This is a genomic window from Cognaticolwellia aestuarii, from assembly GCF_002000025.1.
Classification (GTDB): Bacteria; Pseudomonadota; Gammaproteobacteria; order Enterobacterales; family Alteromonadaceae; genus Cognaticolwellia; species Cognaticolwellia aestuarii.
This window is the reverse complement of the sequence record NZ_MUZV01000008.1, coordinates 175,725-190,096: the sequence shown is the minus strand read 5'-3', so window position 1 is coordinate 190,096 and position 14,372 is coordinate 175,725. Positions and strand designations below refer to the sequence as shown.

At 41.0% G+C, this 14,372-nt stretch carries 12 protein-coding genes; all 12 read right to left on the bottom strand.

Annotation, left to right across the window (positions count from 1 at the left end; all coding sequences use genetic code 11):
• Positions 1-104: 104 nt before the first annotated feature.
• The 12 genes from B0169_RS13745 to B0169_RS13690 all read right to left on the bottom strand — a co-directional run bounded on the left by B0169_RS13745 (position 105) and on the right by B0169_RS13690 (position 14,350).
• A complete protein-coding gene (locus B0169_RS13745) occupies positions 105-1,301 on the bottom strand; it encodes a urate hydroxylase PuuD (RefSeq protein ID WP_077286693.1) in 1,197 nt (398 codons plus the stop codon).
• A gap of 108 nt (positions 1,302-1,409) precedes the next feature.
• On the bottom strand, positions 1,410-2,711 hold the full coding sequence (gene guaD, locus B0169_RS13740; RefSeq protein ID WP_077286691.1) for a guanine deaminase: 1,302 nt from the start codon (positions 2,709-2,711) through the stop codon (positions 1,410-1,412).
• A gap of 105 nt (positions 2,712-2,816) precedes the next feature.
• A complete protein-coding gene (locus B0169_RS13735; protein WP_077286689.1) occupies positions 2,817-3,323 on the bottom strand; it encodes an ureidoglycolate lyase in 507 nt (168 codons plus the stop codon).
• Positions 3,324-3,344: 21 nt separating this feature from the next.
• On the bottom strand, positions 3,345-3,686 hold the full coding sequence (uraH, locus tag B0169_RS13730) for a hydroxyisourate hydrolase (protein ID WP_077286687.1): 342 nt from the start codon (positions 3,684-3,686) through the stop codon (positions 3,345-3,347).
• Positions 3,683-4,183 carry a 2-oxo-4-hydroxy-4-carboxy-5-ureidoimidazoline decarboxylase gene (gene uraD, locus B0169_RS13725; protein WP_077286685.1) on the bottom strand — a complete coding sequence of 167 codons (501 nt, stop codon included), beginning with the start codon at positions 4,181-4,183 and terminating at the stop codon, positions 3,683-3,685. Before uraD ends, uraH begins: the two co-directional genes overlap by 4 nt.
• Positions 4,184-4,280: 97 nt before the next feature.
• Complete coding sequence (allB, locus tag B0169_RS13720; protein WP_077286683.1) at positions 4,281-5,648, bottom strand: allantoinase AllB; 1,368 nt, start codon at positions 5,646-5,648, stop codon at positions 4,281-4,283.
• 100 nt (positions 5,649-5,748) lie between these two features.
• A complete protein-coding gene (gene xdhC / locus B0169_RS13715; RefSeq protein WP_077286681.1) occupies positions 5,749-6,681 on the bottom strand; it encodes a xanthine dehydrogenase accessory protein XdhC in 933 nt (310 codons plus the stop codon).
• 9 nt (positions 6,682-6,690) lie between these two features.
• Positions 6,691-9,069, bottom strand: a complete 2,379-nt coding sequence (gene xdhB, locus B0169_RS13710) for a xanthine dehydrogenase molybdopterin binding subunit (protein ID WP_077286679.1) — start codon at positions 9,067-9,069, stop codon at positions 6,691-6,693.
• The gene (gene xdhA, locus B0169_RS13705) at positions 9,062-10,531 is read right to left on the bottom strand and encodes a xanthine dehydrogenase small subunit (RefSeq protein WP_235838574.1); all 1,470 of its coding nucleotides are present in this window, start codon (positions 10,529-10,531) and stop codon (positions 9,062-9,064) included. The genes xdhB and xdhA overlap by 8 nt, the downstream gene beginning before the upstream one ends.
• A gap of 462 nt (positions 10,532-10,993) precedes the next feature.
• Entirely contained in the window at positions 10,994-11,830 is an 837-nt protein-coding gene (locus tag B0169_RS13700) for a bifunctional allantoicase/(S)-ureidoglycine aminohydrolase (protein WP_077286677.1), read from the bottom strand.
• Positions 11,831-12,212: 382 nt separating this feature from the next.
• The gene (fghA, locus tag B0169_RS13695; protein ID WP_077286675.1) at positions 12,213-13,049 is read right to left on the bottom strand and encodes an S-formylglutathione hydrolase; all 837 of its coding nucleotides are present in this window, start codon (positions 13,047-13,049) and stop codon (positions 12,213-12,215) included.
• A gap of 170 nt (positions 13,050-13,219) precedes the next feature.
• Positions 13,220-14,350: an S-(hydroxymethyl)glutathione dehydrogenase/class III alcohol dehydrogenase gene (locus tag B0169_RS13690; RefSeq protein WP_077286775.1), complete on the bottom strand. Its 1,131-nt coding sequence runs from the start codon at positions 14,348-14,350 to the stop codon at positions 13,220-13,222.
• Positions 14,351-14,372 lie beyond the last annotated feature (22 nt).

Here is a 14,372-nt window from a genome sequence, read left to right as displayed (position 1 = left end):
TAAAGTCGATTATTAAATAGCAAATTAGTCATAGTTTCAACCATCAAAGCCAAGCAAACGGTATTTAACGCAACTTAAATTAATTTAAATTAGCTTAAACTGGGTTATTTTTGATCTAGCTTCGCTAACCAGCTGGCTAATTGGCTACGCTCTTGCTCAGTCATGCCAGTTTTATTCATAAATGGCATATCTCTGGCGTCAATTACCCGTGCTTTGATACGTGGGCCCCATTGCTTTATTGAGCTGATATTCGAAAAAACAAGACCTGCCGGTGCTATGGTGAAAATAGCATCGCTAGGGGTTTCTGAATGGCAAGAGCCACAGCGTTGCGCAATAATTTGCTTCACTTGTGTATCAGTGACAACTTGCTGTTGCTGCATTGGCGTCAACTCAACAGAACGAGGCGCAATGGCAAAGGCTAACACAATAGTGGCTAGTACAGATGCCACTAAAATTAACGGTTTTTGTTGTCCAAAATGACGTAAAACAAAGTACTGCCTTACTGCTGCAGTAATAAGGATGATCGCCATTAACACTAACCAATTTGCGCTATGATTAAAAGTCATTGGATAATGATTTGAAATCATAATGAACAAAATAGGTAACGTTGTGTAAGTGTTATGCGTTGAACGTACTTTCGCGTTTAAGCCATAAGCAGGATCGGGTGCTGTACCCGCTTTAACAGCGTTAACTAACGCCCGTTGTGAGGGCATGATACCGAAAAACACATTACCAGCCATTATGGTGCCAATGATAGCGCCCATGTGCATATATGCACCCCGAGCACTGAATATTTGTGTTAAACCATAAGCTAAGCCCGTGGCAACGAGCAATAAAATAATGCCTAAAATAATGCCATGATTTCTCAGCTTGGTGCGCACTAAGGTTTCATAGATACCCACACCAACAACAATTGACCCCATCCCCAATACAATAGCTTGTAATTGGGTTAAATCAGCGACTCGTTTGTCAATTAAATAAGTTTCAGCGCCAACATAAAACATTAAAGATAATAACAAAAACCCGGTGATCCACGTTGTATAAGCTTCCCACTTAAACCAGTGTAAAGTGCTAGGTATTTTCGGTGGTGCAAGCTTATATTTTGCCACTTCATAAAAGCCGCCCCCGTGAATCGCCCAAAGATCACCACCAATACCTTTATCGGCTTTTTCTTGTGGTGGTTTTTGTAAATGATTATCCAACCAAACAAAATAGAAAGATGCTCCAATCCATGCAATACCCGTTATCAAGTGGGCAAAGCGAATTACCAAATTTAGCCATTCATTAAGATACGGATCCATAATTTTCCTTAGTATAAATAATCATTATTTTTATTTTTGTTTGATTCAGCCTCAAACTGCACTAACCAAATACAGCGTTATTACCTCGTTAGTGCAAAGATAAATTCGCTATTTGGGCTCACCTGTCACTCTTTCACCCATAATATGCGTCGCTTTGACGTGACGTTCATCACCTAACATACTTAAAATAAATAATTTTTCTGACAATGTTGTGCAATGCTGCATACGTCGCGCCATTAAAGGCGTGGCATGATAATCAAGTAGCACAAAGTCGGCTTCCGCGCCTTGTGTAAAGTTACCTACAGTGCCTTCAAGATCTAACGCGCGTGCGCCGCCTAAAGTTGCCAAATAAAGCGATTGAAATGGGCTGAGTTTTTCTTGGCGTAGTTGTTGTGTTTTATAGCCTTCGTTAATCGTACTTAACATTGAGAATGTTGTACCAGCACCAATGTCGCTACCTAAACCAACATTAACATCGAATTTTTGTGCTTGTTGTAAATTAAATAAACCACTGCCTAAAAATAAATTAGAGCTTGGGCAAAAAGCAATGGCCGAATTAGTTTCACCTAAACGCTGACACTCTTCATCATGTAAATGCACACCATGAGCAAAAACACTACGGCGGCCCAGCAATTTACTCTTATCATAAACATCTAAATAACTAGTGCTGTCAGGAAAAAGTTCTTTTACCCAAGCAATTTCAGCTTTGTTTTCACTTAAATGCGTATGCAAATAGACGCTTGGATGTTCAGCCAGCAATTGCCCTGCTTTATTAAGTTGTTCTGTTGAACAAGTTGGCGCAAATCGCGGCGTAATCGCATATTGTAAACGGTCAGTATTATGCCACTTTTCTATTAACGCTTTGCTGTCGTCATAACCTGTTTGTGCAGTATCTGATAAATAGTCAGGGCAGTTTTGGTCCATTAACACTTTACCGCAAATCATGCGTAATTTTTTCTGTTGGGCAACAGTAAAAAACGCATCAACTGATGCCTTATGAACAGTACCAAAAACTAAAGCCGTTGTGGTACCGGCTTCGAGTAGTTGACTTAAAAAGAATTCAGCAACATTTTTACCGTGTTCTAGATCAGAGAATTGACGTTCAAATGGGAACGTATAATTCTCCAACCATTCTAATAACTGCTCACCATAAGATGCGATCATTTCTGTTTGCGGATAATGCACATGGGTATCAATAAAGCCTGGCATCATTAAGCCACTTTTATAGTGGGTAACGTCAATATTATCATCAAGCGTTGGAAGCAGCTCATTTGCCTCGCCAATGCTTTCAATCAGGCCATCTTTGATGATCATAAGTCCATCTTCGAAATACTGATAACTTTCTTGTAGTGCAACTTTTGCTGGATCTGCTAAAAAATGAAGCAGCTCACCACGATATACTCTTAACATGTTTTTACCTTATTTACCTATCGACAATACTTTATAATTTACTCGCGATAGTCATTATTTACTTGTCAGTGTTAACTGACCTACATTAACTTGTCTTAAATTGTCTTAACTTGTCGCGATCACTAACGAACCATCCAACGTAACAACATCACAATTGTCACCTTCGCCACCCCGATCAATGACTAAAAAATCACTTTCACCACCTAGCGCCAAACAAAAGTGATGCCAAGTGCCTTTATGGTAATTAACGCCTTGATTAGATTGGGCGATAAACACTTGCAATTTATTAATATCAAAATCGCCCTTCGGCGCAACCACCACTAAATAAGGCTTAGCACTCATGGGAATAAACGCTTGGCTCCCCTTAGGATGTCGCTCCATCATTTTAATCGCAATCGGTTGTGCCAGCGGCGTCGAACGAAAGATATTAATTAACGCACGGCCACCTTGATCATTAACGTCTACCTCAGCTAAATCATGATAACGTTGGGTATAGCCGTCATTAATGGTAATTTTATGATTATCGTCATGCGCTTCTATCACATCGCCAAAAGCGCGAAAAGCATGACTTGTCAATGCTTTTGGGGTGATCGTCTGTATCTTATTAGTCATCACTACTTCCAAGTACTAACGTTAACTGCCACGATAAGTTGAATAGCCAAACGCTGTTAATAACAATGGAATATGATAATGCTTGCCACTGCCATCTAATTCAAAAACGATATCAACATAAGGGTAAAAACCTTGTTCATTATTGGCAGCAAAATAAGTCTTAGTGGCAAAGTGCATACGATAAATTCCCGCAGCGAGTACAACATCATCTGCGAGTAAACCGGCAACGCGACCATCGGTATTTGTTATACCTGACGCCAATTTATGCCAACCGTTACTCGTTTGAGCAAATAAGGTAATTGGTAAGTTAGGTGCAGGTAAACCGCGAGTGGTATCAAGTACATGGGTGGTTATTTGGCTCATAGTAACTTCTCTAATCGTAAGTGAAATATTTTCTGCTGCTCTTGCGCTGCATTAATCAACTCTGTCGCTCTATCATTAGGTAATCGTGCTTGTAATAGCGCTAACATTTGCTCAGCGCTTTTACCCGTTGCACAAACAATAAAAATAAAGCCAAATTTTGCCAAATAATCGGCATTACCTTGAGCTAACGCTGTAATGACTTGTTCTGTCGCATTATTGACCGAGCGTTGTTCGCCACTAGCAAGAGCTTTAGTATTGGCATATTTAGCTCTTAACGTATCGACATTACCAATTTGCGGATGGCCTTCAAAGGCTTCTAGGTAGTCGTGCTCAGTCAAGTCTTGCCAAGCTGAGTCTGCTTGTTCAGCTAAGGCTTGCTTATCAGCAAAAGGCCGTGCTTTTACCATGGCATCAACCCAAACGCTTGATGTACAACATTGCATAAAGCATTGTTTTGCTTCATTAATAGGTAAACTATTCAACTGTGTTAAATTCATTTTATCTCCAGTAACACTGAGTGTTACTTACTTTAACCGCGACTAAATCGCACGGCTCCATTAACTCGTAGGCAGACAACTTAGTTTGATTTAATACTTAAAGTTGACCTTTTAGTAATGGTCGACCTACGGGTGAATCAAGAAATTCATCTTGTTGGTAGACATGATGACCACGTACATAAGTATGCAAAATTTGTCCTGTCACACGGCGACCCGCATAGGGCGTGATGTTATGACGATGCTTGATCATATCATTGGTAATGGTGTAGCTTTTATTGGCATCAAAGACCAAAAAGTCAGCATGAAAACCAACACTTATTTGCCCCTTAATGGTGTTTAAACCCGCAAACTTTGCGGTTTCACTCGACATTAAACGTGCCAAATCAACTAAACTTAAGCCGCGCTCTTTTGCTTGAGTCCAAATAAGTGGCAAACCAAACTGTAGTGCTGAAATGCCGCCCCAAGCTTTTTCAATATCGCCGGTATCAATATGCTTTAGTTCCGGCGTACAAGGCGAATGATCCGACACGATAAAATCTATTCGACCGTCTTTTACGGCCTGCCACAAATGTTCACGATTACTTTCTTCCCTAATGGGCGGACAGCACTTAAAAAGTGTTTTACCATCAGGAATATGCTCTGCAGCAAGGGTTAAATAATGCGGACACGTTTCCGCACTAAAACGTAAGCCTTCGCGCTTAGCATCAGCAATCGTCGCTAACGCTTCATCAGACGATAAATGGACAATGTGGACCTTACAATCATCACCTTTAGCTTTTGATTCACGTGCCATCTCAACCATAAGTGCAATGGCATCATTTTCCCATTTTTTCGGCCGTGACGCTAAAAAGCTGTTATATTTTTCATTGATAACAGCATGATTAAAACCACCACAATCAAGCTCAGCATGAATTAAATAAGGTACATCATGCTTGGCTAAAATCGGCATAGCTGCACGAATATCTTTCGCTGCTACATTAGGAAACTCAGCAATACCAGAATCAATTAAAAAAGACTTAACACCCAATACGCCAGCATTAAGCAAGTCGTCTAAATCTGCAATATTTTGTGGGATAACTCCACCCCAAAAACCACAATCCACCCATAATTTATCATCAACAGCAGCAAGTTTTTCCGCGAATGCCGCTTTAGTAGTGGTCACTGGAATACAGTTTAACGGCATGTCTACCAAAGCCGTAATACCCCCAGCAGCTGCTGCTTGTGTCGCGGTATTAAAACCTTCCCATTCAGTACGACCGGGTTCATTGATATGAACATGTGAATCAACTAAGCCAGGCATAATCACATGCTCAGCGTAATCAATCACCTGACACGACAATGTACTACCATAGGGATGAATAGCATGAATAAGCTGATCTTTGATTTCAACACATGCAGCAACCATTTCACTGCTACCGTTATCATTAACGATGACATTTTTACTTTGCAGGGCAAAATGCGACACCTTGCTACTCCTCTTATTTAATTCCATGTTTACTCATGTTAACTCTAGCCGATATGTCATACCGCTAACCTTTCATACAGCCAAGGCGTTTGCCAAAATCCTAATCAGCAGGAATTAACGGTTTAAGCGCTTGCCAATGAATACCCTGCTGCGATTTAGCTCTCATCTTAACATCGGGTTTTACTTTCGCATGTTGTTGATTATTTGGCGCAAAAGCTAAACTGGCACGTGCTTGTTCTTGCTTAGCGAGTTTCGCTTGTTGTACTTGATAAGTATGAATAATTTCGGCTGAAACCGACACGGCAACCTCAATAGGTAACTTACCGCCAACTTGGCGTAAACCTATCGGACAATTCATTCTCGCTACTTGCTCTGCAGCAATATCTCGATGTTTATAGCGTTGCTGAAAGCGGCGCCATTTTGTCTCAGAAGCAATTAAGCCTAAGTAGTGAAAGTCAGCTCGTTTTAAAACCGCTTGTGTAATATCAAAGTCCATTTGATGATTATGCGTCATGACAATAAAGTAGCTGTTAGCGGGCATGCTATCGACTTCAAACTCAGGTGAATCACTAATGAGCATTACAACATTTTCATAATCTCCAATATTGGCTGGGAATTGCTCGGCTCGGCTATCAACCCAAGTTACCTGACAAGGTAGCTGCGCTAATATCGGTACTAAAGCTTTGCCAACATGACCTGCGCCAAATAACATAATATTAACCCCAGTAGCAGCAAAGCATTCAAATAACACGCTAGCATTGCCACCACAGCATTGACCTAATTGGCTGCCTAATTGAAAGTGCTCAATATGTTGAGCATTTTTACCGTCAGTTAGCATATTATTAGCGTGTTTAATCACTTTGTGTTCAAGATGGCCGCCACCAATAGTGTCAAAAACACCGTCTTTGCTGATCACCATTTTAGTACCACTATTTCTAGGTGTTGAGCCCGCAACACCGACCAGGGTCACTAACACATAGGCTTGACCTTGTTTATTTAATTTATAGCTAGCACTGCTCCAATTATTGCTCATGATATTCGCCTAAGCTGTTGCTTTTTTCTTTGTCGCTTTTTCTTTCATCGCCTCTACAGCCCAAAGCACGCGTTCAGGTGTGGCTGGAGTATCAAGCGCGGGGCTAAATTGGTAGTCTGCCACACTTGCTATGGCGTCTTTAAGCGCTGACCACACTGATATCCCGAGCATAAACGGTGGCTCACCAACCGCTTTTGAGTTGTAAATGGTATGCTCGCGATTAGGATCATCAGGCACTAAATTTACTCTAAAATCACTCGGTGTATCACTGATGGCTGGAATTTTATAAGTCGCAGGATTATTGGAGAGTAAACGACCTTGCTCATTCCACATTAACTCTTCAGTGGTTAGCCAACCCATGCCCTGAATAAATGCCCCTTCAATTTGGCCAATATCAATAGCAGGATTAAGTGAGTGACCCACATCATGTAATATATCGGCACGTAATAATTTATACTCACCTGTTAACGTATCAATTAACACTTCAGATACCGCAGCCCCAGTTGAGTAATAAAAAAACGGTCGACCTTTGCCTGTTTCGCGATCAAAATGAATTTTCGGTGTTTTATAAAAGCCAGTCGAAGATAACGATACTCGCCCCATATACGCTTGCTGAACAAACTCAGCAAAAGAAAATTTCTCGCTACCAACAACCACTTGGTTATGACTAAATTTTACTGCGCTTTCATCCACCTGATATTTTTCACAAGCAAAAGCAATTAACCGTGCTTTTACGGTTTGCGCAGCCGCTTGCGCCGCTTTACCATTTAAATCGGTGCCCGACGATGCTGCAGTAGGCGACGTATTAGGCACTTTATCGGTTCGCGTTGCTGACACGCCAACGGTATCAACATCCACTTGAAATTCTTCTGCAACAATTTGCGCAACTTTAGTATATAAACCTTGGCCCATTTCAGTGCCACCATGATTTAAATGTATGGTGCCGTCTGTATATACGTGCACTAACGCACCCGCTTGATTAAGATGCTGAACTGTAAATGAGATACCAAATTTAACTGGCGTTAACGCCAAGCCTTTTTTCAAGAGGGTATTTTCATTATTGAACCTTGTGATCTTTGCTCGACGCGCTTGATAGTCTGAACTGGCTTCTAATGACGAAATTAATTCTGCCATTTTATTATGTTCAACGGTTTGATGATAATGGGTAACGTTACGTTCGTTTGTACCGTACAAGTTTATTTTACGGACAGCTAATGGGTCTTTACCCAAATAGCGCGCGATATCATCCATCACCATCTCAATGGTCATCATACCTTGTGGACCACCAAAGCCGCGATAAGCTGTATGCGATACGGTATTGAGTTTACAACGGTTACCCGTTACCGTTGCTTGGTCTAAAAAGTAAGCGTTATCAGAGTGAAACATCGCTCTATCAACAATGGCATCAGACAAGTCAGGTGAATAACCACAGTTACCATTAACTTCGATATTAATTCCCTTAATTTGGCCGTTGCTGTCAAAGCCCACCTGATAATTATTTTCAAAAGGATGACGTTTGCCTGTCATGCACATATCATCTGTGCGGCTGAGTTTGTACTTAACCGGTTGTTTAGTGACATTAGACAACAATGCTGCGATACAAGCCCAAGGAGCCGCTTGTGTTTCCTTACCGCCGAAACCGCCACCCATTCTGCGAGTATCAACAATCACTTTGTTCAGCGGAATGTCTAAGACTTCAGCAACAAGTTTTTGCACCTCACTTGGGTGCTGCGACGAAGAAAATATCGTCATGCCACCATCTTCTGTCGGCTCAGCCGTTGACACTTGCCCTTCAAGATAAAAGTGCTCTTGGCCACCCACCGATATTTCGCCCGATAATTGATGTTCAGCTTGCGCAATAGCTGTAGCTGAGTCACCACGGCGCATGGTAAATGGCGGGCGAACAAAGCTTTGCTTTGCTAACGCATCTTTTACGCTTAAAACCGCGTCAAGTTCTTGATATGCTATTTTTGCTAATTTGACTGCTTTTCTCGCCAAATCATAGCTAGTAGCCGCAACAGCAAATATTGGCTGTCCAATATATTCTACTTTACCAAGCGCTAACACTGGGTCGCCAGGAAATACCGGTCCGATATCAGTATGACCTGGTACATCATCGACGGTGATCACAGCAACCACACCTTCTGCTGTTTTAACTGCAGATAAATCTAAATGTTTAATGATGCCGTGGGCAATCGTACTTTGACCAACAGCGGCATGTAATTGCCCGCGTAAACTGGGTCTGTCATCAATATAAAGCGCTTCACCACTGACATGCTTATCAGCACTCTCGTGTTTTTTTGAACGGCCTACACCACCCAAGCCAACAGTGCTTACCGCCTTGTTTATAGTTTGGTTAGAATGATCAGTATCGATAAGGTTACGCATAATTAACTACCCGAGTTTCAATGGTTTTATTTTGCAATTCTAAGTAACATTTTTGCAGTAAGTTTTGTGCCACTTTCATACGATATTTATCACTCGCACGCACATCTGACATCGGTTGAAAATCTTGTGCTAAAGCAAATTGGGCCGCAGCTATGCTATCGCTGCACAGCTGATTATTTAATAAGGCAGCTTCACACTGTTTAGCTCGCATCGGAATTTCTGCCATGCCGCCAAATGCAATGCGTACCTCGGTAATAATATTGTCTTTAATTTCTAAGAAAAATGCCGCTAAAACTGCTGATATATCATCGTCAATACGCTTTGAAATTTTATACAGCTTAAACATTTGACTCTCCTTCGCTTTCGGAATGTAAATATGTTTAATAAACTCAGCGTCTTTTAACACGGTTTTCTTATAGCTAATAAAAAAGTCTTCGAGTGCTATTCTTCGCTCAACATCACCACGTTGTAAGCTGATTTCAGCACCTAAGGCAATCAAGGCCGGTGGCATATCACCAATTGGGGAGGCATTACCAATATTGCCGCCCAACGTACCATGGTTGCGAATTTGCCTAGAGCCGATACGTTCAATCATTTCGCCAAGCTCATGATATTCGTTATCTAGCATTGGGGTAAAGTTACTATAAGGGACGGCGGAGCCAATAATAAACTCGTGATCATTTTCTGCTAACGTATGCAGCTCAGCCACATCACCTAAATAAACCAGATCTGCAATTGTTGCTAAGTTTTGTGTTACTGATAAGGCTAAATCAGTGCCGCCTGCAAGCAATGTTGCATTAGGGCTGGCTAATAACTTATCCGCCAATTCAGTCACTGTTTTGGGAGCAAAATAATGATGCTCGGCATGGGAGAACTGAGCTGAAGGTAAGCTTTTAAAGTCAATTAATTGTTGTAATGTTCGCTGATAATGTTGTTCAAAAGAGTCGGCCTCAGCGTGTTGGCTTGAGGTTAACGCGGCATCAATTATCGAGCGATACCCTGTACAACGACAAAGGTTTCCGGCTAGCGCTTCAAGCACTTGTGCGCGATCAGGTGTGTTGTTTTGCTTGTGTAAAGCAAATGACGACATCACAAAACCTGGTGTGCAAAAACCACATTGCGAACCATGATTATCAACCATAGCTTGCTGAACATGGTGCAATTTAGCCCCTTGTTTTAAGTGCTCTACGGTAATAAGTTGCTTGCTATGCAAACACCCAACAAAGCTAATACAGGCATTGATTGATTTATAATTCAGCGCTTGGTTATCTTCGCTAAGCTCAGCAAGTACTACAGTACAAGCACCACAGTCACCCGAAGCACAACCTTCTTTGGTGCCGCTTTTAAAGCGCTCATCACGTAAATACTGCAAAACAGTTAAATTGGGGTCAATGTTTTCTAGTACTACAACATCGTTGTTTAATAGAAAACGTACTGCACTTGGGCTCATACTTAGGCTCATAATGGTATCCGCTGTTAGATTATCAATTTATTACATGAACAATGGCCGAATAAGCAAATATATCAGAATAAAAACCTGACACAAGTGTCAAATTATAAATTACTGGCATTTATTATGAATACAATGAAGGTTTTTTATGACTATTTGACTGCAATGACACGATTAAACAAGTAAAAAACTACATAGCTATTCGCTTAACAAAGAGCTAAATCGACATTTTTAAGATAAAGTGCCATAGCTAAATTATAATAGCGCTAATCGACGTTGCGCGCTTAATTTGATAAAAAAGCCAATAAATACTGAGAAAAGCTATCGTTTGAACAGCAGAAGAAAATTGAACCGCTAGTAGATAACTAGCGGTTAATAACAGTAAAATGACAATACATATAACTAACCAACTCGTAGTACAGGTTAAGCACCTGCCAGACTATTACCAAGTTATTATAGAGTTAAGGTTAAACATTAGTTCTTTGGACGAATAAATGGCATATGTCGATTGACGTCTTTGTAAAGTAAATATCGAAACGGCCCTGGGCCACCGGCATAGCAAGATTGCGGACAAAAAGCCCGTAACCACATAAAGTCACCTGCTTCTACTTCAACCCATTCACCATTAAGGTGGTATACCGCCTTACCTTCCAATACATACAGTCCATGCTCCATAACATGTGTTTCATCAAAAGGAATGACACCACCGGGCTGAAAAGTGACAATATTAACGTGCATGTCATGGCGCATATCTGATTGCTCAGTAAAACGAGTTGTTTGCCAAACGCCATCAGTATTTGGCATGGCAATCGCTTCAACATCATTATCACTAGTAACAAATGGCTCCGGTGCATCGATGCCGTCAACGGCTTGGTAAGCCTTGCGGATCCAATGAAATTTCACCTTCTCGTTGCTGTTATTTTTGACTGTCCATTTGCAGCCAGCGGGTAGATATGCGTAACCTCCCGTTTGCATCTGATGTGTAACGCCTTCAATGCTAACCTCCATCTCACCTTCAACAACAAACAGCACAGCTTCAGCACTTTCATCGAGTTCAGGTTTATTTGAGCCACCATTTGCGCCAACTTCAACAATATATTGCGAAAAAGTCTCGGAAAAACCACTTAATGGTCGAGCAATAACCCACATACGCATATTTTCCCAAAAAGGCAGATAACTGATAACAATATCGGTTAACACGCGTTTAGGGATAATGGCATAAGCCTCAGTAAAAATTGCACGATCGGATATTAATTGCGTTTGCGGTGGTAAACCACCTGTTGGGGCATAGTAAGTATGTTTCGTTGACATGTTTGATAATTCCTTGAGGTCTTTACTGGAAGTTTTTATTGTTATATTAACCTGAACTCTGGCTAAGGTGAGCGTTACGTTCACTCTCGAAAGCTATTTTCTTTTTAGCATATACCAGTTATGACGCGATAAACATACAATGTTTACCTCAATTTTGCATTTATTGGCTGCAAACAACTAAAATCGATAGCGTCAGCACTAGCTGACAATAACAAGCTTTTTGGGGAATAAATAATAAAAAAAACCGCCGAATAACTCGACGGTAACAATAAAACCAAAGCGCTAAGTTAACGCTTTCTCAGCATTTAATTAGCTTGCCAAAAAAGTGATTAGCTTGACTATTGCATAGCTTCTACATAGCTTCTAAATGACGATGAGCAAGCTATTTTAAATACTGAGCATGAAAAGCTAAATGCTCAGCTATAAACGATGATATAAAGTAATAGCTGTGGTCGTAACCTTGATGAATATTCAAGGTTAAAGGATAACCACTCGTTTGGGCTGCTGCCACCAATACCTCTGGTGTTAGTTGCTCGGCAAGGAAATCATCCGCTCCCCCTTGGTCAACTTTCGCAGGGACAAACTGGCTCGCTTGACGCATCAGCTCACTGGCATCATGATCGCGCCAAGTTGTTTGGTCTTTCCCCAAATAAGCAGTAAAAGCCTTTTTGCCCCAAGGTACATTAATAGGGTTACAAATAGGACTAAATGCCGATACTGAACAGTAACGCTCAGGGTTTAACATTGCGATAGTCAGCGCACCGTGACCGCCCATAGAATGACCACTAATAGCGCGTTTTTGTGTGACCGGAAATGCCGCTTCAATGATTTCAGGCAACTCATTAACGACATAATCATACATTTGGTAATGACGATTCCAAGGCGCTTGTGTCGCATTGACATAAAAGCCCGCCCCTTTGCCTAAATCATAACCGGCATCATCAGCAACATCATCACCACGAGGGCTAGTATCAGGTGCTACAATCGCGATCCCTAATTCAGCTGCCATTTGTTGTGCGCCTGCTTTTTGCATAAAGTTTTCATCGCTGCAAGTCAGTCCAGAAAGCCAATACAACACCGGCACTTTTTCACCATTTGATACGTGTGGTGGCAGATAAATGGCAAAGCGCATAGCACAATTTAAGACTTTTGATTGATGACTATATTGCTTATGCCAGCCACCAAAACTTTTATTTACACTTACGTTTTCAATTGTCATAGTAAAACCTTAATAGGTATTCTTTTACGAATAGGTATCCCTTTACGCTCGTTGATAAAAGAGCAAACAAAACATGGAACAATATTCATACCCATAAAACATCAAGAAAACTTCAAGAAAACTTCAAGAAAAATTTTAGCTTGAATAATTACGGGTACTTAAAAGTCGTATTACTTGTCAAAGTGAATAACAGTTCGAATGCTTTCACCTTTATGCATTAAATCGAATGACTCATTAATATCTTCAAGTGCCATGGTATGGGTAATAAAGTCACTTAATTTAAATTCACCCGCTAAATAACGCTCCACGTAATCAGGTAATTCAGTACGGCCTTTTACACCGCCAAAAGCAGAGCCACGCCATACACGACCGGTAACAAGTTGGAAAGGACGAGTTGAAATTTCTTGGCCTGCACCGGCAACACCAATCACCACTGACTCACCCCAACCTTTATGACAACACTCTAAAGCCGAGCGCATCAAATTAACGTTGCCGACACATTCAAATGAATAGTCAACACCGCCATTGGTAAGCTCAACAATGACATCTTGAATGGGTTTATCGAAATCTTTAGGGTTAATACAATCAGTAGCACCCAATTTTCTCGCTAATTCGAATTTACTTTCGTTAATATCAATCGCAATAATACGACTTGCTTTTGCCATAGTAGCACCAATAACTGCCGATAAACCTATGCCACCTAAGCCAAAAATAGCGACCGTTGCGCCCTCTTCAACTTTCGCGGTATTCATCACCGCCCCCATACCTGTAGTTACACCACAGCCTAACAAACAAACTTCTTCTAATGGCGCTTCTTTATTCACCTTAGCTAATGATATTTCTGGTAACACGGTATATTCAGAAAATGTTGAACAGCCCATATAATGGAAAATCGGTTGGCCGTCTTTATAAAAACGTGTCGTGCCATCAGGCATAAGCCCTTGACCTTGAGTTTCACGAATTTTTTGACAAAGATTAGTTTTACCAGAAAGACAAAATTTACATTCACGACACTCAGGTGTATACAGTGGAATAACATGATCGCCAACAGCTACACTAGTAACACCTTCACCCACTTGTTCTACGATACCGCCACCTTCATGGCCTAAAATAACCGGAAAAATTCCTTCAGGATCTTCACCCGATAACGTAAAGGCATCGGTATGACAAACACCAGAGGCAACAACTTTAATTAATACTTCACCTTTACGCGGTAACATCACATCGACCTCTTCGATCGATAATGGTTGTTTTGGTCCCCAAGCAATAGCAGCTTTTGATTTAATAAATTTATCTGACATATTCATTCTCACTTCCAATGGG